18 protein-coding genes are annotated in these 25336 nt (G+C 73.3%); 6 read left to right on the top strand and 12 right to left on the bottom strand.

What is annotated here, in order from left to right; all coding sequences use genetic code 11:
- Positions 1-67: 67 nt before the first annotated feature.
- From ABD944_RS31445 to ABD944_RS31430, 4 genes are all read left to right on the top strand, one after another.
- The gene (locus ABD944_RS31445) at positions 68-1486 is read left to right on the top strand and encodes an SDR family NAD(P)-dependent oxidoreductase (protein ID WP_345182899.1); all 1419 of its coding nucleotides are present in this window, start codon (positions 68-70) and stop codon (positions 1484-1486) included.
- 105 nt (positions 1487-1591) lie between these two features.
- Positions 1592-3400, top strand: a complete 1809-nt coding sequence (locus ABD944_RS31440; protein ID WP_345182898.1) for a CDP-glycerol glycerophosphotransferase family protein — start codon at positions 1592-1594, stop codon at positions 3398-3400.
- Positions 3401-3439: 39 nt separating this feature from the next.
- A complete protein-coding gene (locus ABD944_RS31435) occupies positions 3440-5398 on the top strand; it encodes a glycosyltransferase (protein ID WP_345182896.1) in 1959 nt (652 codons plus the stop codon).
- Positions 5399-5438: 40 nt separating this feature from the next.
- Positions 5439-6053, top strand: coding sequence for an acyltransferase (locus ABD944_RS31430; protein ID WP_345182895.1), 615 nt, complete (start codon positions 5439-5441; stop codon positions 6051-6053).
- A 22-nt stretch (positions 6054-6075) separates the two neighbouring features.
- Here the strand turns inward: ABD944_RS31430 and ABD944_RS31425 are convergent, their stop codons facing one another.
- The 10 genes from ABD944_RS31425 to ABD944_RS31380 all read right to left on the bottom strand — a co-directional run bounded on the left by ABD944_RS31425 (position 6076) and on the right by ABD944_RS31380 (position 18581).
- Complete coding sequence (locus ABD944_RS31425; RefSeq protein ID WP_345182894.1) at positions 6076-6678, bottom strand: hypothetical protein; 603 nt, start codon at positions 6676-6678, stop codon at positions 6076-6078.
- Positions 6675-8129, bottom strand: a complete 1455-nt coding sequence (locus ABD944_RS31420; RefSeq protein ID WP_345182893.1) for a glycosyltransferase — start codon at positions 8127-8129, stop codon at positions 6675-6677. Before ABD944_RS31420 ends, ABD944_RS31425 begins: the two co-directional genes overlap by 4 nt.
- Positions 8130-8133: 4 nt before the next feature.
- Complete coding sequence (locus tag ABD944_RS31415; RefSeq protein ID WP_345182892.1) at positions 8134-8673, bottom strand: hypothetical protein; 540 nt, start codon at positions 8671-8673, stop codon at positions 8134-8136.
- A complete protein-coding gene (locus tag ABD944_RS31410) occupies positions 8670-9950 on the bottom strand; it encodes a glycosyltransferase (RefSeq protein ID WP_345182890.1) in 1281 nt (426 codons plus the stop codon). The genes ABD944_RS31415 and ABD944_RS31410 overlap by 4 nt, the downstream gene beginning before the upstream one ends.
- Positions 9951-9952: 2 nt before the next feature.
- Complete coding sequence (locus ABD944_RS31405) at positions 9953-11551, bottom strand: glycosyltransferase family 4 protein (protein ID WP_345182889.1); 1599 nt, start codon at positions 11549-11551, stop codon at positions 9953-9955.
- A 65-nt stretch (positions 11552-11616) separates the two neighbouring features.
- Positions 11617-12921, bottom strand: a complete 1305-nt coding sequence (locus tag ABD944_RS31400; protein WP_345182888.1) for a nucleotide sugar dehydrogenase — start codon at positions 12919-12921, stop codon at positions 11617-11619.
- Between the two features lie 3 nt (positions 12922-12924).
- On the bottom strand, positions 12925-14529 hold the full coding sequence (locus tag ABD944_RS31395) for a glycosyltransferase family 2 protein (RefSeq protein ID WP_345182887.1): 1605 nt from the start codon (positions 14527-14529) through the stop codon (positions 12925-12927).
- On the bottom strand, positions 14519-15550 hold the full coding sequence (locus ABD944_RS31390) for a Gfo/Idh/MocA family protein (RefSeq protein WP_345182885.1): 1032 nt from the start codon (positions 15548-15550) through the stop codon (positions 14519-14521). Before ABD944_RS31390 ends, ABD944_RS31395 begins: the two co-directional genes overlap by 11 nt.
- Entirely contained in the window at positions 15547-16656 is a 1110-nt protein-coding gene (locus ABD944_RS31385; RefSeq protein WP_345182884.1) for a DegT/DnrJ/EryC1/StrS family aminotransferase, read from the bottom strand. Before ABD944_RS31385 ends, ABD944_RS31390 begins: the two co-directional genes overlap by 4 nt.
- Before the next feature lie 146 nt (positions 16657-16802).
- Positions 16803-18581, bottom strand: coding sequence for an ATP-binding protein (locus ABD944_RS31380; protein ID WP_345182883.1), 1779 nt, complete (start codon positions 18579-18581; stop codon positions 16803-16805).
- Between the two features lie 183 nt (positions 18582-18764).
- Between ABD944_RS31380 and ABD944_RS31375 the strand changes: the two genes are divergently transcribed.
- Both ABD944_RS31375 and ABD944_RS31370 read left to right on the top strand, forming a co-directional pair.
- Positions 18765-20288 carry a DUF2201 family putative metallopeptidase gene (locus tag ABD944_RS31375; protein WP_345182882.1) on the top strand — a complete coding sequence of 508 codons (1524 nt, stop codon included), beginning with the start codon at positions 18765-18767 and terminating at the stop codon, positions 20286-20288.
- Positions 20285-22162: an ATP-binding protein gene (locus tag ABD944_RS31370; protein ID WP_345182881.1), complete on the top strand. Its 1878-nt coding sequence runs from the start codon at positions 20285-20287 to the stop codon at positions 22160-22162. Before ABD944_RS31375 ends, ABD944_RS31370 begins: the two co-directional genes overlap by 4 nt.
- Positions 22163-22190: 28 nt before the next feature.
- Here the strand turns inward: ABD944_RS31370 and ABD944_RS31365 are convergent, their stop codons facing one another.
- Both ABD944_RS31365 and ABD944_RS31360 read right to left on the bottom strand, forming a co-directional pair.
- Positions 22191-24155, bottom strand: a complete 1965-nt coding sequence (locus tag ABD944_RS31365; protein WP_345182880.1) for a hypothetical protein — start codon at positions 24153-24155, stop codon at positions 22191-22193.
- Positions 24152-25096 (bottom strand): leucine-rich repeat domain-containing protein, encoded by a 945-nt coding sequence (locus tag ABD944_RS31360; protein ID WP_345182879.1) that lies wholly within the window; start codon positions 25094-25096, stop codon positions 24152-24154. The genes ABD944_RS31365 and ABD944_RS31360 overlap by 4 nt, the downstream gene beginning before the upstream one ends.
- Positions 25097-25336: the final 240 nt, after the last annotated feature.

Genomic DNA, 25336 nt, shown 5'->3' with positions numbered 1-25336 from the left:
CTGCATCACGTTCGGTTTTCGGCCGCCGTTCCGGCTGCCATGAAGGAGAAGGACGGTCGCATTGGTCATGGCGCCGCAGGGTGAGCATCGCGTCGTCGCCGTCATCCTGGCGGGTGGCAGCGGACAGCGGATGGGTCTCAGCACTCCCAAGCAGCTCCTCAAGATCGCCGGGAAGACGATCCTCGAACACACGCTGGGCGTGTTCGAGGAGGCCCCCGACGTCGACGAGATCATCGTCCTGATGAACCCCGGCTTCCTCCAGGACGCCGCGGACTGCGTGCGGAAGGCCGGCTGCACCAAGGTCAAGGCCGTGCTTCCGGGCGGCACGTCCCGGAACGCCACCACGCAACTCGCCCTGGACGCCCTCGCCGACCACCCGGCCGAGACGACCAGCGTGCTGTTCCACGACGCGGTGCGCCCGCTGCTGTCGCAGCGCATCATCCGCGACTGCGTGGCCGCGCTGCGCGAGCACCGGGCGGTGGACGTCGCCATCCCGTCCGCCGACACGATCATCCAGGTCGACGAGGACGTCATCGTGGACGTCCCGCGCCGGGCGAACCTGCGCCGCGGGCAGACCCCGCAGGGCTTCCGCCTCGCCACCATCCGCGACGCCTACGAGAAGGCGTGGCGGGACGAGGACTTCGAGGCGACCGACGACTGCACCGTGGTGCTGCGCTACCTGCCCGGCACCCCGATCTACGTCGTCCCCGGCGACGAGCACAACATGAAGGTCACCGAGCCGGTCGACATGTTCGTCGCGGACAAGCTGTTCCAGCTCGCCTCCTCCGACGCCCCCGACCTCACCGAGGCCGAGTACGCCGAGGCGCTCGGCGGCAAGACGATGGTCGTGTTCGGCGCCAGCCAGGGCATCGGCGCCGCCATCGCGGAACTGGCCCAGCGGTTCGGCGCCCGCGTCTTCGGCTACAGCCGCGGCGCCACCCGCACGTACGTCGAGCGTCCCGACGACGTCGCCGGCGCGCTCGCGCAGGCCTACTCGGCGACCGGCCGCGTCGACTTCGTCGTCAACACGGCGGGCATCCTGCGGATCGGCCGGCTCGACGCGATCGACCCCGACGCGATCGAGGAGGCGCTGCGCGTCAACTACCTCGCGCCGATCCACATCGCGCGGGCGTCGTTCCCCTACCTGGCCAAGACCGGCGGGCAGCTGCTGCTCTACACCTCCAGCTCCTACACCCGCGGGCGGGCCGACTACAGCCTGTACTCCTCCGCCAAGGCCGCCACGGTGAACCTCACCCAGGCGCTGGCGGACGAGTGGTCCGGCGACAAGGTGCGGATCAACTGCATCAACCCCGAGCGGACCAGCACCCCCATGCGGACCGCGGCGTTCGGCCAGGAGCCCCCGCACACGCTGCTGAGCGCCGACCAGGTGGCCCGCACCTCCCTCAACGTCCTGCTCTCCGGCCTCACCGGGCAGGTCATCGACGTGCGCCGTGAAGACCCCCTCAGCGGCGGCCGCTCCGGCTGACCGCCGCTCCCCCGCACGCGCCCGCTCGGCCCGGCGGGCGCGGTCCCCCTTCCCCTCTCCCCCCACTGCGCCACCCCTCGGGCGCTGACAAGACGGAGGTGTGCCGTGCGGCGTCTCGTCTCCCGGTACTCGGCTCTCACGCGGTACTCGTCTGTGCTGTGGCTGCCCCTCACACTCGGCCTGCTGATCGGGGCGGCCACGGCCGGGTCGCCCTGGGCGTTCCTCGGCGCCGCCGTGCTCTGCTACGCGGCCGAGTACGCCGTCGGCCGGACGCTGCCGGACGCGGCCAGGCCGCTGCGCTGGGGCCAGATGAGCCCGGGCGCGCGGGTGCTGGTCCGGCAGGGGGCCCTGGTGCTGCTGCTGGTCCAGTCGGGCGACGCCGGCCGGCCGACCGTCGTCCTGGCGGCCGTCGGCCTCCTGCTGGTCGACTGGCTCCGGGCCGCGACCCTCGCCGGCGCGGTCGCCTCGCGCCGCGTCAACCGGCTGCCCTTCGCGACCCGCGGCCTCGGCCAGGGCGAGCCGGCGCTGCCCGCCCCCATCGCGCCCCGGCATGCCCGGCTCACCCTCCTCCTGGAGGGCCAGGCCGACCTCCTGCCGCTGCTGTTCGGAACCGTCGGGCTCCTGGTCGGCCTCCCGGCCCTGGTGGCCGCCGGGCTCCTCGGCACCGCGGCCGTCGCCGTCGCCGTCGCCGCCGCGCAGCTGCCGCGGCTGCGCCGGATGCGCGGCCTCCTCAACGCCGAGCGGACGGGCCGCGACGTGCAGCGCCGCGTCGACCGGTACAAGCCCGAGGTCGTCCTGTACTTCACCGGGCCGCCCACGACCGTCTACCAGGCCAACATGTGGCTCCAGGCGCTGGAGCGGCTGGACCGCAAGGCGATGGTCCTCGTGCGCTCCCCCGAGGTCGTCGGCGCGCTCGCGCCCACCCCGCTCCCCGTCGTGTGCATCACGCGGGCCGAGGACATGATGAACTTCGACCTCGGCACCGTGAAGGTCGCGCTCTACCCGGGCAACACCGGCAAGAACCTCCACCTGCTCCGCGAGGAGCACATCAAGCACGTGTTCGTCGGGCACGGCGACAGCGACAAGGGCCCGAGCTCCAACCCGGTCAGCAAGGTCTTCGACGAGGTGTGGGTGGCCGGCCCGGCGGGCCGCGACCGGTACCACAACTCCGACGCCGGGGTCCGCGACGAGGCCATCGTCGAGGTGGGCCGCCCGCAGCTCGGTGAGATCACCACCGAGCCGTCCGGCGGGCCCGTCCCCACCGTCCTGTACGCGCCCACCTGGGAGGGCTGGGACAACGAGCACGGCTACAGCTCCCTGCTCGGCATGGGCGAGCGGATCGTCCGGACGCTGCTGGAGCAGGGGCCGCGGCTGCGCGTCATCTACCGGCCGCACCCCTACACCGGCCGGCGGCTGGCGGAGGCCGCCGCCGTGCACGCCCGGCTCATCAAGATGATCGAGCAGGCGAACCGGGGCGGCGCGGGCGGCCACCAGGTGGTGACCGGCGCGGACGCCTCCCTCTACGAGTGCTTCAACCGCTCGGACATGCTGATCACCGACATCTCCAGCGTGATCTCCGACTACATCCCGAGCCTGAAGCCCTACGTCGTCACCAACCCCGACGGGATGGACGAGAACCTCTTCAGGACCGAGTTCCCGTCCGCGTCGGCCGCCTACCTGCTGAACCCGGGCTGCGCCGAGCTGGCCGACATCCTCGCCGTCGCGGCGACGCCCGGCCAGGACCCGCTGGCCGCGGAGCGGCGCACGCTCCGCGACTACCTCCTGGGCCCCGAGCACCCGGACGCCATGACGCGGTTCGCCGCCGCCGTCGACGCGCTCGCGCAGGCCGGCCCCCGGTCGACGATGTACACCATTTCCGGCCGAGCGGTCTCGGCGGCCCCCGAGCACGCCTAAAGTGGCCCTCACAGTCGCTTCCCCGAGTGTAGAGGGGCCATGACGCACCCCCTGGTCAGCGTGATCGTCCCGGTGTACCAGTGCCGGGACACGGTGGGCGGGGCACTGGAGTCGGTCTTCGCCCAGTCCCTGCCCGCCGAGCAGGTCGAGGTCATCGCCGTCGACGACGGCTCGACCGACGGCGGCGGCGAGCTGCTGGACGAGCTCGCCCGCGCCCACGACCGGCTGACGGTCGTCCACCAGCCGAACTCCGGCGGCGCGGGCGCGCCGCGCAACCGCGGCCTGGAGCTGGCGACCGGGACGTTCGTGTTCTTCCTGGACGCCGACGACCGGCTGGGCCCGGAGGCGCTGGAGCGCATGACGGCGATGGCCGAGCGCAACGGCACCGACATCGTCCTCGGCAAGCAGGTCGGGACGGGCGGCCGCAAGTCGCCCAAGGTGTTCGACCGCTCCATCGAGCGCACCCACGTGCTCGACCCCGACTGCGACCTGTTCGGGCGGATGTCGATGGCCGCCCTCCAGCTCTTCCGGCGGTCGCTGGTCGAGCGCGCGGGCCTCCGCTTCACCGAGGGCCTGGTGGCCCACGAAGACCAGCTCTTCACCGCGGGCGCCTACCTGAACGCCGACGGCGTCTCCGTCCTCGCCGACTACGACTGCTACTACTGGGCCGCCCGCGAGGACGGCTCCAGCGCGACGCAGGGCGCCGGCGCCCCGCCCGCCGACCTGTACACGGTCATCGGCCAGGCGATGCGGCAGGTCGCCGAGCACACCGAGCCGGGCGAGACGCGGGAGCGGCTGAACCGGCGTTACCTGCGGCTGGAGGTCTTCGGCCGTCTCGACCGCCTGTACCTGGACTCCTCGCCCGACGACCAGAAGGTCACCCTCGCGGGCTGCCGCGAGCTGCTGGAGGAGTGGTACACCCCCGCGCAGCGGGAGCTGGCCCACCCCCTCCACCGGGTGATCGGGCACTGCGTCCTGCACGGCCTCGACGACGAGCTGGTGGAGGTCCTGCGGTTCCGCCGCGGCGGGACGCGGCCCCGCCTCCATCTGGAGGACGGGCGCGCCTACCTGAAGTACCCGTTCTTCCGCGACGCCGCCGTCCGCATCCCCGACGAATGCTTCGCGACGTCCGCGCCCCTGGTGGTCCTGCCCGCCCTGACACGGCTGGCCTGGGGGGACGACGCCCTGCTGGTCGGCGGCACCGTGGTCGTCCGCGACGTCGACGAGGGGACCCCGGTCGTCCGGCTGCTGCTGGAGAACGCCGACGGCGACCGCCGCCCCGTGGAGTGCGAGACCGTTGCCGCGTCCGCGGACGAAGGCGTCGAAGCGTCCTTCACCGCCGCCGTCGGCCCGGAGGCGGCCTCCCTCCCGGACGGCCTCTGGACCCTGCACGTCGAGGTCGCGCTCAGCGGGCACGTGCGGACGGTGCCGCTGGTCAGGCCGCGCGACCTGCCCCTCCCGCGGGCGGCCCTGGCGGGGGCCCGCCTCCTGCGCCCGGCGCAGGCGCGCCGCGGGGAGCCGCTCGCGCTGGAGGCCGGCGCCGCCCTCACGTCCGCCGACTTCGCCGAGGTGGAGGTCGGCTGGGGGCCGGGGAGGCGGGTCCGGGTGCTGGCCGACGCGCCGCCCGTCCTCGGCGACGGCCCCGCGATGCGCGTGGTGCTGCACCACGCCGACGGCGAGACGACGGTCCGCGCGGCGCTGGAGGCCGCGCCGGACGACCCGTCCCGCCTGCGCGCCGACCTCTCCCTCGCGGGCGCGCGTCCCGGCCGCTGGCGGGCCCGCTTCGCGGTCGACGGCGTCGGCGACCCCGTCGCGGTGCGCCTGGCCTCCGAGGACGGCGGCGTCCTCGGTCCGGTGACCGCCTCGCTGGCGCCCCCGCGCCGCGTGCACGTCAGAATGGACCGCAGGACCGCGACCGTGCACGTCACCGCGCCGCTGGCGTCGCTGGCGAAGCGCGCCCGGCGGCTGCTCCCCGGCGGGGGCGCGAAGCCGGAGTGATCCGAGTCCACCCGCTGAACATCCGCATGGAAGGCACCGCATGAGTCACCGCATCCTGCCGAGCGCCCAGGTCGACCCCGGCGCGGAACTCGGCGACGGCACCACCGTGTGGGACCTCGCCCAGATCCGCGAGGGCGCCCGGCTCGGCGAGGGCTGCATCGTGGGCCGCGGCGCCTACGTCGGCGCGGGCGTGCGGATCGGCGACAACGTCAAGCTGCAGAACCACGCGCTCGTCTACGAGCCCGCCGTGCTGGAGGACGGCGTGTTCGTCGGCCCCGCCGTCGTGCTCACCAACGACCGCGAGCCCCGCTCGGTGGACCCGGACGGCAGGCTGAAGCGCGGCGACGACTGGGAGGCGGTCGGCGTCCACGTCGCCGAGGGCGCCTCGCTCGGCGCGCGCAGCGTGTGCGTCGCCCCGGTCCGCGTCGGCCGCTGGGCGATGGTCGCCGCGGGCGCGGTGGTCACCCGCGACGTCCCCGACTTCGCGCTGGTCGCGGGCGTGCCCGCCCGCCGGATCGGCTGGGTCGGCAGGGCGGGCGCCCGGCTGGCCGAGCGTGCCGACGGCACGTGGGAGTGCCCGCGGACCGGTGAGGTCTACGTCGAGGCCCCCGCCGGCGACGGCTCGGACACGACCGTCCTGACCGAGAAGGGCTGAGCCCGGAGGGGCGGCCGGCCGGTCAGGCCTTGGCGTCGAGGTCGCGCACCTGCCGCGTCGTCACGACGAGGTCGGGGTGCAGGCGGGCCAGCCTGCGGCCGAGCGGCACCGACGTCCGGTCCATCACGATGACGCGGACGAGGCCGCCCGTGTCGATCTCCCGCAGGACGCGCCGCCGCGCGATGCGGGCCAGCACGTGCGGCCGGACGTGCCGGTAGAACGGCAGGAAGAGCCGCCGGTGGACGGCGCGGGAGGCGCGGCTCCGGGCGCGGTCCAGGCGCGCGCCGAGACGGCCCGCCCGCGCCACCGGCCGGACGGCGATCCGCGGCATCCGGATCACGACCGTGTGCTCCAGCCAGGGCAGCGGGTGCCGGGCCTCCGCCTTGTCGAGCCGGTGCAGGCGCACCCGCTCGTCCAGGTTCGCCCACCCGTCCGGCTCGGCGGTCACCACGTCGACCCGCGCGCCCTCCTCCGCGAAGTGCCCGGCCAGCCCGATGACCCTCTTGTGCTGGCGCTTGGGCGGCACGCTCGGGGCCGGGTCCATGGTCAGCCTGGGGTCCATGGCCAGGACCAGCACCTTCGGGGGCTGCGCGCCGTGCACGTCACCGTCTCCCAACATGGTCACCCGCTCACGCCGCGCCTGCGGGCGGCCAGCTCGGTGAGCCGCCCCACGAGCGGCTCCAGCGTCACGTTCCGTTCGAAGCGGTCGGCGTAGGCGCGGGCCTCGGCCGCCTGCCGCTCGTCCAGTCCCGCCGCAGCCTTCGCGGCCGCCACCATCGACGCGGCGATGTCGGCCGGGGCGAGCCCTCCCGGGTTGAACCACAGCGGGTACCCGCGCAGCAGCTCCTCGGCCGCCGACCCGGGCGTGTGGACCGACACGATGGGACGTCCGGCCGCCATGTACTCGAAAATCTTGCCGGAGGTGACGTAGCGCCCGCCCCCGTTGAGGAAGACCAGCACGTCGGAGTCCTGGTAGACGTCGGCGAGCGCCGTCTTGGACACCGGGCCGCGGTGGTAGACGCCGGGGGCGAGCAGTTCCTCGCCGTCCGCTCCGCCGCCGGCGGCGGCCTCCGCCTGCTCGGCCACCGCCGCCCCGCCCCCGACCTCCTGGGCGCTGACGGCCTCCGCCGCGGCCTCGGCCGCGGCGGCGAAGCGCTTGCGGAGCTTGTTGTCGGTGCCCTGGAAGAACCCGAAGTAGCCGTAGAAGTTGAGGGTGGCGGCCCGCATGTCCGAATGCGCGCGGGCGCGGGAGAACCCCTCGATCAGCTCCTCGATGGGCTGCTTGTCGGTGACCGTGCCGATGAAGGAGAAGCGGGGCGCGTGCCCGCCCGTCGTCGCGCGGGCCGCCGGGGGCGGCGCGGCGCTCTGCGGGAGCGTGTCGGCGTCCCACCCGTTCAGGACGGTCATCATGCGGTCCGCCGCGCGCGGGTAGCGCTCGGCGTGCCAGGCGCGCTGGGCGTCGTTGACGTACAGCGAGTTCGCCGCGGACCGCAGCACCCGCCGCTCCCAGCGCCAGGCGGGATGCCCGTCCTCGAACATCGGCTCCTCGCTGAACTGGTCGAGGGTCCAGGAGTCGCGGTAGTCGATGATGTAGGGGGTGCGGGTCAGCTTGTGGAACAGCCACGCCGCGGCGAACGAGGAGTACGGGTTCCCCGTCGCGAGGACCACGTCGAACCTGCGCCGCGCGTGCATCCGCAGCGCGCGGCGGACGGAGTCGCGCCCCCAGGACGCGTAGTGCTCAGGGAAGACGTGCTTCTGCCCCCACGTGTACAGCGACTGGGCCAGCTGGGGGAACGCCCCCCGGAACCGGCTGTACTCGCGCAGGTCCGTCTGCCAGACGAACCGGTTCAGGTCGGGGCGCACCAGCGTGATCCGCGGGTCGACGGTCTCCGTCAGCTTGTCGTCGACCGAGCCGATCGTGTCGTAGAGGAACGGGAGCGGCGCCGCGAAGACCGTGACGTCCCAGCCCAGCTCGGTCAGCCGGTTGGCGGTCGCCCGGGGCCGGTACACGCCGCTCGCGCGGGACGGCGGGAAGTAGAAGGCGAGGTACAGGAGGCGTGGGCGGCGTTCGGTCATTGAGTCATCCTCTGGCGTAGCCTGCCGGGTGCCTTTCATGGGCGACGGAGTAGGAGAGCGTCGCTCCGGCGCCCGTGATCGTGTCCGCGAGCTCGGACACGGTCACCAGCGACTGCGGATCGGCGATGACGACGAGGTCGATGGAGCGGCCGCGGAGCAGCTCGCGGTCGACCGTCCGGCGGCGCACCGCGTCGGCGTCGCGCCGGTACAGGCGGGCGAGCCGCCGGTCGACGGGCCGCGCGACGCGCCTGCGGTAAGCGGAGTCGATCCGCTTCCCCAGCCCCCGCAGCGGCCCGGGAAAGCACACCCGCAGCAGCAGCGCCGGGATCCGGTACAGCGGGATCCGCACCGCGGCGGGACGGTAGCGCCGTTCGAGCGCGGACAGCTCGACGGCGTCGACGCCGTCCGGGAGCGGGTCCTTCGCCCAGGTCGAGGCCTTGCGCACCAGCACGACGGCGCTGCCGCCGTCCGCGAGGACCTGGGCCGCCTCCCGGACGACCGCGGGCCGGCGGGAGGCGCCGAGCGCCACGAACAGCACGTTCACGCTTCTTCTCCCCCGTCGGCGGCCCCGTCGTCCGCGGCACGGTCGGCGGCGCCCTCGGGCCCGCCGTCCGCGCCCGCCTCCGGGAACCAGTGCCGGTAGTGCGCTTCGGCCACCGTACGGTAGCCGAAGCGTCCGTCCAGGATCTCCCGGGCCTTCGGCAGGTCGAGACCGTCCGGGAAGCGGTCGCGCAGGCGGCGGTACCCGTTGACGATCGAGCTCGCGTTCTCCTCGACGTCGATCATCTCCCCCGCGGCGGCTTCGATGCCGGCCAGGGTCCGCTCCGGTCCGCCGCAGCGGGTGACGAGCACCGGCAGCCCGGCCGCCACCGCCTCGATGATCGTCACGCCGAAGGTCTCCCAGCGGGCGGGGTGGACGAGCAGGTCGTGCTCGCGCATGAGCCGCGCGGCCTCGTCGGGGGCGACCGCGCCGAGGAACGACACCGCGTGGTCCACGCCCAGCTCGGCGGCCCGTTCCTGAAGCTGCCGGGCGAGCACGCCGGGCCCGGCCACGGTCAGCGTCAGCGCGGGGTCCTCGGCGAGGCACTCGGCGAACGCCTCCAGCAGCCAGCCCACGCCCTTGCGCTCGACCAGGGTGCCGACGTACAGCCAGCGCCGCAGCTCGGTCACGGGACGCTCGCGCGGCTCCCCGAACGAGATCGGGTTGGAGATCATCTCGATCTTGTGGGCGAGCGCCGGGAACGCCTCGGCGAGGGTGTCCCGCAGCACGTCGGTGACCACGAGGAAGCCGGTGCAGCGCTCCAGGACCCGCTCGTACATCTCCCGCGAGTCGGGCTGCTCCAGGACCTTGTCCAGGAAGGACGCGTGCTCGGTGACGAACACCCGCGCGTCGGGGCGGGCGTTCTCCAGCGCCGTCCAGCCGCCGCGCAGCCCCACGTGCGCGTGGACGACGGGCGCCGGGATCGGCTCGCCGCCCAGTGCCTCGCGCAGCCACCGGGCGTGCTGCACGGCGAGTTCGGCGAAGGTGTAGTCGGGCACCGTCGGCACCGGGACGCGCACCAGCCGCGAGCCCGCGACGTCGGGCGCGGGGTGCAGCGCGACCGGCAGGAGGCGGCGGTGCGCCTCGCGCGCCGCCTCGACCTCCTCCGCCGGCTGCCGCATCAGCCACGCCTCGGTGTGGTAGACGGTGACGTCGCCGCAGCCCGGGGCCGTCGCCGCCACCATCGACTGGACGAAGGCGCCGGCCCACTCCTGCTTCGGGTTCGGATACCAGGGGGTGACGACGGCCACGTCCCGGTCGCCGCTCCTGTCCGCCGCCACCGTCAGTCCTGGGCGCCGATGAGGTGGCCGTCGGACCCGGCCGCGGGCGCGCCCGGGGCCGGTTTGGCGGCGGACGGCAGCAGCCTGGCGTAGACGCCGTCCAGCACCTCGGCCTGCGCCTCCCACGTCCACTCGTGCAGCAGGTCGGGCCGGTCGTCGTACACCGCCCGGTACCGCCCCGGGTCGCCGAGGACGGCCTCGACCGCCCGCACGTAGTCGTCGAGGTCCTCGGCGTGGAAGACCTCGCCCTGCCCGGTGGACTTCACCATGTCGCCCATCGCCTGCACGTCGCTCACGATGATCGGCAGCCGCGCGTGCGAGTACTCGAAGAACTTCGTGATCAGCGCGATCTCGTGGTTGGGCCAGTGGTGGATCGGGATCACACCGATGTCGGCCGCCGCCAGGAACGGGACGACCTGGTCGAACGGCACGTACGGCAGCGTGTGGACGCGGTCGGCGACGCCGAGTTCGGCGGCGCGGGCGACCAGGCCGCGGACGTAGTCGGACCGCGCCGAGGAGACGATCAGGGCGACGTGCAGCCGGGGCAGCCGCGGCAGCGCGTCGATCATGATGTCCAGGCCGCGCTGCACGGAGGCGCTGCCGCTGTAGACCGCGATCGGGGTGTCGGGGCCGACGCCGCACATCTCCCGCATGTCGGGGACGGGGTCGGAGGTGCTGGGCTCGCCCTCGGTGATCGGCGCGTTGAGCACGACGGTCGGCCGCTCGCGCAGGCCGTGGCCCTCCATCAGCCGGTCGCCGAGCGCCGCCGAGACGGTCACCACGGCGTCGGCGTCGCCCGCGTACTCGCGCTCGTGCGCGATCATGGCGGGCAGCCAGCGCGGCCCGGCGCCCCACGGCCGGATGCCCGGCAGGAACTCGTGCGCGTCCCAGACGAGCTTCACTGTCCGGCCCTTCGCGCGGGCCCGCCGGACCGAGCGCGCCGCGACGCCGAGCATGCGGAAGTCGTTGGCGTGGATGATGTCGGGTTCGAGCTTGTCGATGACCTTGCCGTAGGTGCTGTCCCAGTCCCACAGGTTGCGGTCGAGGACGCGCCAGGCCCGGTCGCCGAGGACCTTCAGCCAGAAGTTGATCGCGAGCCGCTCCATTGGCGCGCGCGGGTTGGCGCGGGCCGCGGTGAGCGACTCCGTCTGCCGGACCCGCAGCGCGACCCACCGCGACTGCGCCTTCGCCGTGACCCGCCGCGCCATCAGCCACGCCTTGCGCGCCGGACCCCGGGACCCGCGGTCGAGGCGCGCGGCGGCGAGGTCGGCCCGCCGGGACTGCACGAGCCGCCGCCGGTAGTCCGCCACCTTCGGGTGCCCGTACGCGAGCGGACGGCGCAGCGTGGCGCGCAGGACGCCGTGCCGGTTGCGGATCAGCACGTGCTGGATCGGCAGCAGGCGGACGCGGGCTTCGCCGATCTTCCAGGAGCGGCGCTTCTTGGCCCCGGTGCAGCCGAGCAGGTGCACCTCCCAGCCCGCCTCGGACATCGACTTCGCGGCCTTCTGCACCCGGGAGTCGCGCACGACATCGTTGTCGACGAGCATGACGACGCGGCCGCGCGACGACGCGCCGGGAACCGTCCCGTCTTCGATTTGCATTCGATTCTCCAGTTGCGGTCGGCCGGGGCGCTTGCGCGGTCCGGCCCGAGCGGTCAGCGAGGCGGCTAGGAACCGGTCCGGGCGTCCGGGGCGCCGATGACGACGCGGTGCACGCCGGGCCAGCGGGAGGCGTCGGTGACGCGGCGGCCGTCGACCAGGGCCTTGACCCCGGGCAGGTCGTCCGCGCCGAGTTCGCGGTAGGCGGCGTGGTCGGCCTGCACGATCGCGGCCGTGACCGACTCGCCTCGGTGGGGCGGCAGGCCCAGGGCCTCCAGCTCCTCGTCGGTGTACATCGGGTCGGACACGTACGGGACGGCGCCCCGCCGCCGCAGCGCCTCCACCGTGGGGAAGACGCCGGAGAACGCCGTCTCCTTGACGCCGCCCCGGTACGCCGCGCCCAGGACGAGGACGCCGGCGCCGGTCAGGTCGCCGTAGGCGTCCGCGAGGAGGCCGACGGCGTACTCGGGCATCCGCGTGTTGGCCTCGCGGGCGGCGCGGACGACGGTCGCGTCCGGGTCGTTCCACAGGTACATCCGCGGATACACCGGGATGCAGTGGCCGCCGACGGCGATGCCCGGCTTGTGGATGTGGCTGTAGGGCTGGGTGTTGCAGGCCTCGATGACCTTCATGACGTCCACGCCCGCCGCGTCGGCGTAGCGGGCGAACTGGTTGGCGAGGCCGATGTTGACGTCCCGGTAGGTGGTCTCGGCGAGCTTGGCGAGCTCCGCCGCCTCCGCGGAGCCGAGGTCCCAGACGCCGTTCGGGCGGTCGAGGTCGGGCCGCTCGTCGAAGTCGAGGACCTGCTCGTAGAACTCCACGCCGTGCCGGGCGGACGCCTCGTCGACGCCGCCGACGAGCTTGGGGTAGCGGCGCAGGTCGGCGAACACCCGTCCGGTCAGCACGCGCTCCGGGCTGAACACCAGGTGGAAGCCGTCGCCCGCGGTGAGGCCGGAGCCCTCCGCCAGCATCGGGGCCCAGCGGTCCCGGGTGGTGCCGACGGGCAGCGTCGTCTCGTAGCTGACGAGCGTGCCGGGTCGCAGGCCCTGCGCGATGGAGCGCGTCGCGGCGTCCATCCAGCCGAAGTCCGGGACGCCCTCCGCGTCCACGAACAGGGGCACGACCACGACGACCGCCTCGGACTCGGCGACCGCCGCCGCCGTGTCGGTCGTCGCCGTGAGCAGCCCGGCCCGCACCGCCTCGCCGAGGTGGACGTCCAGCTCCGCCTCGCCGGGGAACGGCTCGCGCCCGGCGTTGACCTCGGCCACGACGCGTTCGTCCACGTCGGCGCCGATCACGCGGTGGCCCTTGCGGGCGAACTGCACCGCGAGCGGAAGCCCGATCTTGCCGAGCGCGACCACGCAGATCCGCATGTGCTACCTACCTCCAAGGGACGTCACGCGCCGGACCCGCTGGGCGACGGCCTGGGCCGGACGTACCGGACGTGTCTCGATCATCGTGCCGTGCCGGTCGTCGCCGGTGACCCCCAGCCGGTAGGGCCGGGCGCGGTGCCAGAAGAGCTCGCCGCGCGGGCCGGGCACCACGGACGCCCCCGGCGGCACGGCGAGGTCGTGCGTCTCCCCGGCCGCCCGCACGACGAGCCGCAGCGCGTGCCGGCCTCCGCCGGACGCCGCCGTGAGCGCCGCCGGAATCCGGGCGGTGACGTGCAGGCCGTCCTCGCGCGCCTCGCGGGTGGTGTACTCGTCGAGGTCGAGGGCCTTCCCGCCGCCGCGGGGGGCCAGCGCGAGCCGGGCGGTCGCGGGGTCGGCGGCCTCGGGGCCGGTGAGCGGGGTCCGGACGGTGATCTCCACCGTGTCGCGGTCGCGCCGCACGGCGACCGTCCGCGCCTCCTGGGAGAGCCGCTTGCGCATCCCCTTGGTGATCTCGAACAGGTCGTCCGGCAGTCCGAGGCGGGGGTCCTCGAAGCCCTGGTAGGCGAGGTAGGTGCGGCCGTCCTTGAGCGCGATCAGGTAGGAGCGCTCGGCGACGCCGTCCCGGATCGCCTCGCACAGCAGGTCGACCTCGCCGAGCTGCGCCAGCCGGAGCCGGGCGCGGCGGACGATGGGCAGCGTGTAGAGGACCTCGTCGGTCACGTACCGCTCGACGAGACTCCCGACGCGGGCGGCGACGTCCTCCTGCGTCGCGCGGTCGAGTTCGAGGAACCCCTCCCGCGTCGGCATCGTCAGCTCCCAGCGGGCGTGCCGCCTGAGGATCGCGTCCCGCTTCGGACCGGGCTCGATCAGGTCGGCGACGACGCCGAACAGGCTCTCCGCGCATTCGAGCCGGGTGTGGACCTGGACGGCGCCCTGCGTGATGTTGCCGCCGTCGTCGCGCAGCACCGCGTAGTAGCAGGTGTAGTCGGCGAGGACGGAGATCCGCCGGGCGCGCACGCACGCCTCCAGGGTGAACGGCTGGTCGCTGCCGATCCGCATGTGCTCGTGGAACCGCAGCTTGTGCCGCTCCACCAGCTCGCGGCTGAACAGCTTGCAGTTCGACAGCACCCACGGCAGCACCGAGTCGTACAGGTCGATCTCGGGGCGGTTCTCGGCGAAGAGCTCGGGCCGCCGGACGGCCCGCCCGTTGACGCCCTCCATCTTCCCGACGAGGACGTCCGAGCCCCACTCGTCGGCCGCCGCGACCATGCGCTCCAGCGCCTCGGGGCCCAGGTAGTCGTCGGCGCCGACGAAGTAGACGTAGCGGCCGGTCGCGTGGTCGAGCGCGCGGTTGCTGGGGGCCGCCGGGCCGCCGGAGTTCGGCTGGCGCAGCACCCTGATGACGTCGGGGTACTGCTCGGCGAAACGGTCCAGCTCGGCGCCGCTGCCGTCGGTGGAGCCGTCGTCGACCGCGACGACCTCCATGCGGTCGGGGCCGATGCTCTGCCCGACCAGCGAGTTCAGGCAGTCGGTCAGGTACGGCATCGTGTTGTAGACCGCGACCACGACGGTGACGTCGGGAACCCCGGCACTCACGTCAGACGGCACCGAGGGCCTCCTCGGGGTGCAGCGTCACCGTCTCGCCGAGGCGGGCGGACTTCAGGACGGCGGCCGACACCCGGACCGTCCGCAGGCCCTGCCGCAGGGTGACGACGTCGCCCGGGGCGGCGCCGCCGGGGCCCGCGAGGACCGCGTCGCGGAACCGCTCGTGCTCGACCAGCAGCGGCTCGCGCTTGGGGATCGCGTATCGGATCATGTCGCCCTCGGAGACGCCGCGGAACGCGCGCAGCGCCTCCCACTCGGTGTTCACCTCGCCGTTGGCGTAGAACGTGAGGTCGGCGGTGAGCGTGTCGGCGATGAAGCAGCCGCGCTCGCCGGTGACGACGGTGGTGCGCTCCTTGAGCGGGCTCAGCCAGTTCACCAGGTGGTTGACCATGGAGCCATCGGCCAGGCGCCCGACGGCGGCGACCATGTCCTCGTGCGGGCGGCCGCTGCGCGCCACGGTGTGCGCGGTCACCGACACGTAGTCCTGGCCGGTCACCCACCCGGTCAGGTCGATGTCGTGGGTCGCGAGGTCCTTGACGACGCCGACGTCGGCGATCCGGTGCGGGAACGGGCCCTGGCGGCGCGTGACGACCTGGAACACCTCGCCCAGCTCGCCCGCCTCCAGCCGGGTCCGCATGCTCTGCAGCGCCGGGTTGTAGCGCTCGATGTGGCCGACCCCGGCCACGAGACCGCGCGACTCGAACGCCTCCACGAGCCGTTCGGCGGCCTCCACCGAGTCGGCGAGCGGCTTCTCGATCAGCGCGCCGACGCCGCCCTCGGCGAGCGCGAGCCCGATCTCCTCGTGCAGCGCCGTCGGGCAGGCGACCACCGCGTAGTCGACGCCGGCGTCCAGCAGGTCCTGGAGGGAGGCCATCATCGGCACCCCGTGCGGGGCGCCGTCGGGCCGCCCGGCCGGGTCGACGATGCCGACGAGGTCGACGCCGTCCAGCCCGGACAGGACCCGGGCGTGGTTGCGTCCCATCACGCCGAGCCCGATGAGGCCCGCGCGCAGCGGCGCGCTCACGACGCGGCCCCGGCGGTGTTGACCGCGTCGGCCACGCGCGCCAGCTCGTCGTCGGCGAGGGACGGGTGCACCGGCAGCGACAGCACCTCGGCCGCCGCGCGCTCGGTCTCGGGGAGGTCCCAGCGCGGGTCCGGGGCGCCGTCCTTCAGGAACGGCGTGAGCCGGTGGACGGGCGTCGGGTAGTAGACGGCGCTGCCGACCTGCCGCTCTTCGAGGCGCCGCTGGAAGGCGTCCCGGTCGCCGGAGACGCGGACGGTGTACTGGTGGTAGACGTGCCGCACGCCGGGCGCGACCGGCGGCACCGCGGCGCCGGTGATCTTCGCGTCGAGGAACCGGGCGTTGGCGATGCGGCGCTCGGTCCAGCCGGGCAGCCGCCCGAGCTGCACGCGGCCGATGGCCGCGGCGACGTCGGTGAGCCGCACGTTGGCGCCGACGATCTCGTTGGCGTAGCGCTTCTCCATGCCCTGGTTGCGCAGCAGCCGCAGCGTCCGGGCGGTCTCCGCGTCGGCGGTGGTGATCATGCCGCCCTCCAGGGCGTGCATGTTCTTGGTCGGGTAGAAGCTGAAGCAGCCGATCGTGCCCAGCGCGCCCACCGGGGCGCCGCCGTGGGAGGCGCCGTGCGCCTGGCAGGCGTCCTCGACGACGGCGAGGCCGTGCCGCTCGGCGATCGCGCCGACGCGGTCCATCGCCGCCGGGTGCCCGTACAGGTGCACCGGCATGATGGCGGCGGTGCGGGGGCCGACCGCCGCGGCGACGGCGGCCGGGTCGACGCAGAACGAGCCCGGCTCGATGTCGACGAAGACGGGCTCGGCGCCGACGAGGCGGACGACGTTGGCCGTGGCCGCGAACGTGAACGAGGGGACGATCACCTCGTCACCGGGGCCGATGCCGAGCGCCATCATGCTCAGGTGCAGCGCCGAGGTCCCGGAGTTGACGGCGACGCAGTGGCGGCCCGCCACGAGCGCGGAGAACTCCTCCTCGAACGCGGCGACCTCGGGGCCCTGGACGACCCGGCCGCTGCGGAGCACGCGGACGGCCGCCTCGATCTCCGCCTCCCCGATCACGGGGCTCGCCGCGGGGACGGGCCTTTCCGATTCCACGGGCATGCACAGGCTCCTTAGGGCGAGACGATGAGCAAGGGCTTCCTCGCGGGGACAGATCGCGACCGGACAAAGATGCGCACTCTCGGCGGAAGCCTCGTCTGACGGACGGATTCTAGCCAAGTCAGACAGTGGCGAGGACGTTTGCCGATCTATCCCCCTCGGAGACCTCCCATGAAGACGCCCGTCCAAAACCGCTGCCGGTCCGGCTCGGCTCCGAACAGGTAGGTGGCCTTCAGCTTGGGCGGCAGCAGCGGCGCCAGCCGGGCGGCGGCCTCCGCGTGCTCGCGGAGCTGCGACAGCTCGGCGTTGGCGAAGACCCGGTGCACGATGTCGGTCGCGTCCGAGCCCTCGTCCCCGGCCGCGCGGAGCCGCTCCGCCCAGACGTCCAGGTCGGCGGCGAGTTCGCGCAGGCCGGTCACCTGCCGGCGGGCGAGCCGCGCCTCGAGCGCGGTGAGCGGCACGGGCGCGTAGTCGCCGTCGCCCAGGTACATCTTGCCGATGTCCAGGGGCAGGCCGGTGCCGTGCAGGCGGATCAGGCGCTCCAGCGTGCGCTTGGTCATCCACTGGCGCCCCTCGTCGTCGATGTCGTTCTTCCACCACTCCAGGACGGTTTCGGCCACCGCGCCGTAACGGGAAATAAGCCATTCGTTCGCCGGAATGTCATCCGGCTCGATTTCCAGCGAGACGGTGAAGCGGGACGCCTGCGCGATGGTGTTGCGTGACACGAGCAGCTTGCGGCCCAGGTAGTACGGAGGATTCTGCAAGGCGATCTGGGCGCGGAGGCCCGTGATGCGCCGCCCGGCCAGGGACCACTCCTGCGTGACCTCCATGAGGCGGGCGAAAGTGGCCTTGTCCTTGGGGCGGTTGTACTCGTCCCAGACGATGGCCTTGTCACCGGGCTCCAGGAACGGGCCCGACAGAAGGTTGTCGAGCGTCCCGTCCAGGGTCGGGACGGGCGCACACAGGTCCTCCACGCTGGTGACGGGCAGCGAGAAGTAGAGCGGGTCCGTGCCGAGCTCGTCCCGGACCACCTCCTTCACCACCTCCGTCTTGCCGCAGCCGGGCGGTCCCTGCACGAGCACGGCCCAGCGCCGCTCGATCGCCGTGCGGACGACGCGGCGGACGGCGTCCGGGACGTGCGCCGGGTCCGGGACGTCCGCCCCGGCGCGGCGCAGCTCGGCGGCGACGCGGCCGAGGATCTCGGGGGCCTGGTCGGTTCCCCGCTTCTTGTCCGAGGCGACGAGCCGCAGGCGGCGCCCGTCCACGAGGGGCAGGCCCCAGGCGAGCGGCAGCCCGGCGAGCGCGCAGTCGAGGACGTGCTCCAGCGTGCGCGGCGACAGCAGCCGGCGCAGCTCGGCGGGCAGCGACGCCCACACCCGGAACACGCCGGTGAGGTCGACGCCGCGGAACCTGCGCGACAGCGCGGCCCGCCACGCGGTGTCGGCGGCGGTGACCCGCAGCGTCGCCATCCGGTCGAGGACGGCCGGGTCCGTGCGGAGCGCGGCGGTCTCGGCGAGCGTCTCGTTGTCGGTCAGGAACACCCCGACGCAGCCGAGCGCGCGCAGGTCGTGCTCGCCGAGCGTCCAGTTGCAGGCGATCTGCATGAGCTGCGACTGGATCGTCGCGCCCGCCTGGAGCGAGTCGTCGATGAGCAGCACGAACGGCTTCCCCGGTTTGAGCTGCCGCATGATGAGCTGCCGCAGCACCAGCTCCCCGTCCTGCCGGACGGGCGCGTTGACGAGCAGGTCGTCGGGGGTGAGGTTCGCGGCCGGGACGTACACGAGCGCGGTGTCCTCGCGCCGCCGGACGTGGTGGAAGAACGTGGAGGTCTTGCCGATGCCGTGCTCGCCGAACACCTGACCGGTGATCCCGAGGTCGATCATCGTGTCGATGAAGCGGGCCAGCCGCGGCCCGTCCGGCATGCTCATGCGATCAAGTACAGCGGACCGGGGATGCCCGGATCACCCGATTTACGACGGAGCCCGTCCCCCTCCCCCCGGCCGCGCCGCCGCGCCCGGCCGCGGCCCTCGCTTCGTCCTACCGGCCCGCTATCGTTCCCGCGTCCAGATGACCCGCGAAGCAGGGGAGCGCGCCATTCACGAGGAAAGGCCGTGACCGGCGACCTCGGCTCCGCGGGTCGCCATCCGGTCGGAGGGGCCGCGGCCCGCCCGGGCCACCGGCCCCGGCGAGAGCGCCGTCCGCTGGACCTGCGCCGGCTCCTGGCGGAGGAGGACGCGGACCATGAGATCGTCGAGCAGGCCCGCCGGCGCAAGGAGTCCGTGCTGCTGGGCTTCGGCGCCGGGCAGAGCGTGGTGGCGTCCTGGCTGTACGCCAAGTGCCATCACCACATCCCGACCACCGCGATCCCCACCGCCGCCGTGATGGCCACCGGCGACGGAAGCTGCGCCCTGCTCTACAACCCGTACTTCTTCATGGAGCTGGACTACGACGGCGTCAGGTTCGTGCTGTTCCACGAGGCCCGGCATCTGATGCACCGGCACCTCTACGTGGACGAGGACCTGCGTTCCGATCCGGTGTTCACGACGGCCGCCGAAGTGTCCATCAACCATGTCGCCCTGCGCCGGTTGGGACGGTCCGCCCTGCCCACGGTTCCCGCGGGCACGGCATCCGGCGGCGAGGAGCGGGAGCCGGTCGGCGTCGACCCCGACCTGGTCTACGGGGCGTACCGGGAAGACCTGCGCCGGCAGGGACTGGCCCCGCTCCCCTACGACGAGTTCAGCCACACCGACCTCACGGTGTACGGCGAGTTGCGCCGGATGAAGGCGCTCACCGAACCCGTCACGGCGTACTGCGTCCACCTGACCGGCGACGGCCCCGGCGGCTCTGGCGAGGCGCACGACGGCGACCGGGCGGAGCGGCGGGTGGTCCCGTTGGACGCCGAGACCGTGGAGCGGCTCGGCGACGACGTCCTGCGCGAGGTGATGCGGGCCGCGCTGCGCGGGAATCCGGCGGCGCGCGGCGAACTCCTCGACCTGGCCGGCCGCACGACGGACGGCAGGGAGCGGCTGGAGCGGCTGTGGGGGAGCCTGGGCCTGGACAGGCTGCGCGGCGTCACCCCGAGGACCCGCCGGGTCGACTGGTGGCAGCGGTGGCTGGCCGACGTGCTCGCCTCGAAGCTGGGCGAGAGCGAACGGCTGGTCTACCCGAAGAAGCACGGCGCGGTCATGCTGGCCCTCGGCCACCCCCCGATGCTGGCCCGGCGGGGGCCGGTGCGGACGAAGGTGGTGCTCATCGCCTTCGACACGTCGGGCTCGATGCCCGACCACGTGGTCGACTGGCTGACCACCCTGGTCGGCCGCACCGACGGGGTGGAGAGCCACTGGCTCGCCTTCGACGGGGTCGTGACCCCGTTCGTCCCCGGCGAGCGGGTGGCGGGCGGAGGCGGCACCGATTTCCAGAACGTCGTCGACTACGCCGAGGGCCGGCTGGAGGTCGACGGCAGGCGGTTCGAGACCGAACCCGACGCGGTCATCATGGTGACCGACGGTCGCGCGCCGCACGTCACCCCGGCCGCCCCCGACCGCTGGATCTGGTTGATCACCGACGGCGGCGACGACTGGCCGGACCACCACCACCCTCCGATGGCCTGCCACCGGGTCACGTCCGGGCGATGAGCGAGGAGAGCCGAACAGTGACCGCCGCCGGGCGGCGGTGGAGACCCACCGCCACCTATCCCGACCCGCCGGAGCACGGCCCCGCGACGAGGCTGGAGAAGTTCATCGACGCGATGATCTCGACCGAGCAGACCGGGCAGATCTTCGGCGAGCACGGCATCGGCAAGACCTCCACGTTCGTCTCGTACGTGCCGAAGCGCTTTCCCGGCACCGCCCTGGTCGTCGTGCCCGCGGCCAACTTCTCCCCCGATGACCTGCTGGTGAACGCCCCGGTGCGCGACGACCGCAGCGGGGAGCTGGCGCTGCGCCAGCTCGTCATGCGGCAGCTCGTCCCGGGCAAACCTTTCGTGCTGCTCATCGACGACTCGTTGCAGGCCGGCAACGCGGTGCAGTCCCAGTTGATGCAGATCGCCTGCGACTGGAGCCTGGGCGAGTACGACCTGCGCGAGCTCGGCTGCGTCGGGGTGTTCCTGACCGACAACGAGTCGTTGGCGGAGACCACCGGCCGCCGGTCCGACCCGGCGATCCTCGACCGGATGGTCACCATCCGGCTGACCGCGAACGACACCGCGTGGCGGCAGGCGCTGGCCGAGCGGTATCCCGGCTGGGATCTGCGTGAGGTGTTCCGCGACTGGGCCGGGCTCAGCCCGGAGCTGCGCCACCTGCTCTCGCCGCGCACCCTGCAGCATGTCCTGGACTGCGCCCGCGCCGGCTTCCCGCTCGCCTGGGGTCTGCCGATCCAGAACGGCGCCCGGCTGGCGCTGGCGGAGGAGGGCCGGGACGGGCGGCCGGGCCGGGACCGCACGGCGGAGGTGCTCGACGGCATCGCCGCGGCGGTCGGGGCGGCCAACCCCGCCACCGTCGCCGACCCGGTCCGCCGCATCCTGCGGGCCGCGATCGCCAACCGCTGGGCGGTGCTCCTGCAGGGCCCGCCGGGATGCGGCAAGACGCAGATCACCAAGCAGATCGCCCGGGAGGAGACCGGCCACGAGCCCGTCTACTTCTCGCTGCCGGTCACCAGCGTCGAGGACCTGTGCGTGCCGGTGCCCACCCCGGACGGGTCGCTGGAGGCCATGCTCGCCCGGTCGCTGCTCGACCCGAGGCCCAAGGTGCTGATCTGGGACGAGTACAACCGGCCGAAGGACAAGGCGGCCTTCGCCAGGCTCATGGAGATCACTCAGGAGTGGACCCTCGCCGGCCGCCGGATCCCCGGCCTGCGGGCGCAGGTGGCGTTGCAGAACCCTCCCTACCACCTGGGCCGCAAGTTGATGGTGGCCGCCAACAACGTGGCCCAGGCCAGCCGGTTCACGATCAGCTACGAGGTCCACCCGGACGATATCCCGGCCAACGAGTGGCTGATCTCGACCTACGGGGAGACGGCCGAGACGGTCCTGGAGTGGTGGAAGCACGACATCGACGACGAGGGCCGGGACTGGATCACCAAGCGCACCATGGAGCGGCTGATCAAGCTGCACCGGGCGGAGATGCCGCTGCAGCCGGCCCTGATGTACCTCGGCGACGGCGAGTACGCCCCGGTGCCGCTGTCCGGGCTGGAGGCCCGCCTGGCGGACCGCCGGCCGATCGGCCTGGTGGAGATCGCCGAGAACTGCTCCGACTGGGAGGCCCGGCTGGCGAAGGCGGCCGAGACGTCGCAGGAGGGCACCGACGACACCGATCTGGTCCACCAGGTGTTCTCCAACGCCGAGGTGTCGCAGTTGGAGAGGCATCTCGACGTGGTGGCCCGGCTGCTGCCGTACCTGCCGCCGAAGCTGCGGGCCGCCTACCTGGTCGGGCAGACCCGGGAGCGGCAGCGCTTCTGGGTGGCGGCCCTGGCGCGGATGGCCCAGCTGTCCGCGAACGGCCGCGTCCGGTGACCGCCCAGGCGGTCACCGGACGCGGCGCCTACACCGTCGAGAGGTCGCGACGAGCGTCCTCGCCGTCCTCGTCATCCTCTTCGGCGCATCCGCAGCCGCACTCCTCGCAGTCGTCGTCGCACAGGCACTCGTCCTCGTCGCAACCGCAGTCACAGTCACAGCCGCACTCGCATTCGCACTCGTACTCGTACTCGTAGCCGAGCTCGTCCTCGTCGAACGGACGGATCATCGGCACGGAGACGGTGGACTGCTCGTGCTTCACCATCCAGGTGTTGCGGAAGAAGTCGAACTTGAGGTGGTAGGTGTCGGCGGAGTCGGCGAACAGGATCGGCGGGACGAGGAAGTGCGCCACGCCGACCTCGGCCGCGGAGGCGATGAAGTCCTTGGCGTCCGGGAAGCGGGGGCCGCCCTGGCAGGCGGCGAAGTTCACCGGCGCCGGCGCTTCCTTGCCGAGAACGTGGATGCGGTTGCCCTCGACGACGAACATGTCCGGGTCGAGATGGACGTCCTCGCCGAGCATCAGGACGGGCGCGGGCATGACGTCGGCCTTCGCGGAGTCCTGTGCGCGCGTGTAGTGCTTGATGATCTCGGCGTTGCGCGCGCTCTCGAAATAGGGGCCGATCACGCTGCCGCTGCAGATCAGGCAAGCGCAGTCGGGCAGGTCCTCGCTGCAGGGCGCCTCCGGATCCGGGAACAGCATGGACTTGTCGAACGGCACGACCGCCGGACCACCGCGCCTGTCCCCGAGGAAGGCCGGGATCCAGTCCGTGCCGTCGGCCTCGATCACCTCCGCGTCGCACAGGGTGCGGAAGGCCCTGTCGCCGAGCTTGCAGTTGAAGTAGTCGAGCAGCGTGATGGCGGCGCACTCGGCGAGCGTCGTCTCGTCGCTCTTCGCGAACCAGAAGTCATAGCCGTTCGCGACGAAGTGCACACCGCGGAACCGCTTGTGGACGAAGGGCTCGCGGCCGGCGCCGGCGGTCAGGCCGTTCCAGTGCGCGGCGGCGACCTGGTTGTAGTAGGCGTCGGCATGGCGGGCGAGTTCCGGTGCGAAGACGCTCTCGCCGGTCAGGTAGCAGGCCTTGCTGAACAGCGCGCCGATCTCGGGATCGTGCGCGACGTCCGGATCGGTGAAGACGAGCTCGGTGCGCAGGAAGACCTTGCGGCCGTCGCGGTAGGGCGCGCCCTCGTGCTCGTACCGCTGGTCGAAGATCACGCAGGTGAAGGGATCGATCGTCCCGATCGCGGCGCCGCCTTCGAGGGCGAGGGCGGGATCGGCCGAACCGCCGGTGAGGTACAGCAGCACCGTGTAGCGGGAGACGTGCCGGCGCGAGGCGTCGTAGTAGGGGGTGTCCAGGTGCCGGTGGAAGCCGGCGTCGCCCGGCTCGAAACGGTTGCAGCGGAACACCGGGTTCACGTGCGAGAAGCCGTCGAGGGCCGACCGCGGCATCGCCCTGGTCACCGCGCCGGTGAGGGCCTCGGCCAGCAGCGCCGAGTGGAAGATGAACCGGTCGCCGCCCCGCGAGCCCGCGTTGAGCGGCGGCACGTACAGGTCCAGTGAGTCGAGCTGCTCCAGGCAGGCCCGGGCGGCGCCGGGGAGCCGCAGCGAGAACGCCTGAACGCCCTCGGCGACCTCGTCGCGCTCGGCCAGCTCGAACTCCAGCGGGACGTCCGCGAACCGGTGGTCGAGCGGGAGGATGTTCTCGAACGTGCGGAACGAGAACTCGCGGGGATCGACGAAGACCGCGGCGAGGTACGGCGCGTTCTCGCTCGGCCGTGCGAACAGATCCCGCACACCGGCGTCGATGCGTTCGGCGTCGACGAAGCGCACCGCCTTGAACCTCGCCGTCGGATGCCAGCCGACCGCCAGCCCGTCGATCGTCGTCACGGGCTCGGTGTCGGTCGCGTCGACCAGGGCGCGGTAGCGGTCGGCCTCTTCGGCGGGGGCCCGGCCGTTCGACAGGGCGAAGAAGCCGTCGCGGAGCTCGATGCTCACACGTTCCTCCAGTAGCTGCGCAGTCCGGGCGGGAGGTGGGGGGCGTCCGCGAGCATCTTCGCCCCGGCCTCTCCGACGTCGTCGCGGTACAGCAGCAACCTCTTCAGCGAGCCGACGAAGGGCGCGGCGAGAAGGGCCCGCACCCCCTCCGCGCCGATCTCGTTGTATCGCAGGTCGAGCTCGGCCAGTCCGGCGAGAGGATGCAGCGCGCGCAGCCCCTCGGCGGAGAGCAGGTTCCGCTGGAGGTGCAGGCGGCGGACGCCGGCGAAGCCCTGGGACGCCGCGAGGGCGGCCAGGCCGGCGTCCCCGACGCGGCAGTACCGCAGGTCGAGGATCTCGGTTCGCCCGCTCCCCGCCGAGGGGCCGAAGCCGCCCGCGCCGGACGCCTCGAAGCGGAAGTACGTCGAGACGGCGAGGGCCTCGGCACCGGGGGCGCCGATGCGCAGGTACGACAGATCGAGTTCGACGAGCCGGCCGAGGTCGAGCGTCGCGAGGGCGCCGGTGTCGATGGACGGCGCCGGCACCGGCAGCGCGGCTTCGGACGGGTCCCCCCATTCGTAGTCGTCCCGCTCCTGGGTCTCGGAGGGCGCGATTCGAAGCGCGGTCACGAAGGGGGCCTGCATGACCTGCTCGATCGTCACGGGCGCGCTGTCGGACCATTCGACGGCGACCTTCGTGGCGAACCCGTACCGGCGCTCCAGGACGGTCGCGCCCTCCGGCAGCGCCGCGTCCCAGCTCCGCTGGTGCTCGTCCACGACGGCGGCGATCTCACGGTCCAGAGCTTCGCGATCGGCCGGGCGGGTGCGGTCGCGGCGCTGCTGGAGCTCGATGAGCGTCCCCCGGGCGTCGCCCCGCTCCCGCAGCCGGGCGCCGTAGAGGCGCCAGGAGGCGAGGTCGCCGGGGTCGTCCCGAAGCGTCTGCTCAAGATCGGCAGCCTTCATTGGACGGACGCTAACAGCGGGGAGCGACAGACTTCTCACGGTTCGGGCGCGACGGGGCCGTTTTGTGATCTTGATGGGCGATGTCGCGGGGCGGGAGTCCGCGGGTCTTTAATGGCGCGCATGCGCGACGACGATGTGCGGACCTGCCTGCGCGTCCTGGCGGAACTGGCGGACGCGCCGGACGGCGACCCGGACGTGGCGCGGGCGCGGGCGGCGGGCGGCACGTTCGTGCGGCGGACC

It is taken from the genome of Actinomadura verrucosospora, assembly GCF_039540335.1.
In the GTDB taxonomy this organism is placed as follows: Bacteria; Actinomycetota; Actinomycetes; order Streptosporangiales; family Streptosporangiaceae; genus Spirillospora; species Spirillospora verrucosospora.
Note: the sequence above shows the minus strand (reverse complement) of the source record. Positions and strands in the feature narration are given on the sequence as shown.

Coding starts and splice junctions, on each gene's coding strand:
- ABD944_RS31420 (WP_345182893.1), bottom strand. CDS start 8,129: ATGACCGAACGCCGCCCACGCCTCCTGTACCTCGCCTTCTACTTCCCG.
- ABD944_RS31370 (WP_345182881.1), top strand. CDS start 20,285: ATGAGCGAGGAGAGCCGAACAGTGACCGCCGCCGGGCGGCGGTGGAGA.
- ABD944_RS31430 (WP_345182895.1), top strand. CDS start 5,439: ATGAGTCACCGCATCCTGCCGAGCGCCCAGGTCGACCCCGGCGCGGAA.
- ABD944_RS31400 (WP_345182888.1), bottom strand. CDS start 12,921: ATGCGGATCTGCGTGGTCGCGCTCGGCAAGATCGGGCTTCCGCTCGCG.
- ABD944_RS31405 (WP_345182889.1), bottom strand. CDS start 11,551: ATGCAAATCGAAGACGGGACGGTTCCCGGCGCGTCGTCGCGCGGCCGC.
- ABD944_RS31380 (WP_345182883.1), bottom strand. CDS start 18,581: ATGAGCATGCCGGACGGGCCGCGGCTGGCCCGCTTCATCGACACGATG.
- ABD944_RS31385 (WP_345182884.1), bottom strand. CDS start 16,656: ATGCCCGTGGAATCGGAAAGGCCCGTCCCCGCGGCGAGCCCCGTGATC.
- ABD944_RS31445 (WP_345182899.1), top strand. CDS start 68: ATGGCGCCGCAGGGTGAGCATCGCGTCGTCGCCGTCATCCTGGCGGGT.
- ABD944_RS31360 (WP_345182879.1), bottom strand. CDS start 25,096: ATGAAGGCTGCCGATCTTGAGCAGACGCTTCGGGACGACCCCGGCGAC.
- ABD944_RS31435 (WP_345182896.1), top strand. CDS start 3,440: ATGACGCACCCCCTGGTCAGCGTGATCGTCCCGGTGTACCAGTGCCGG.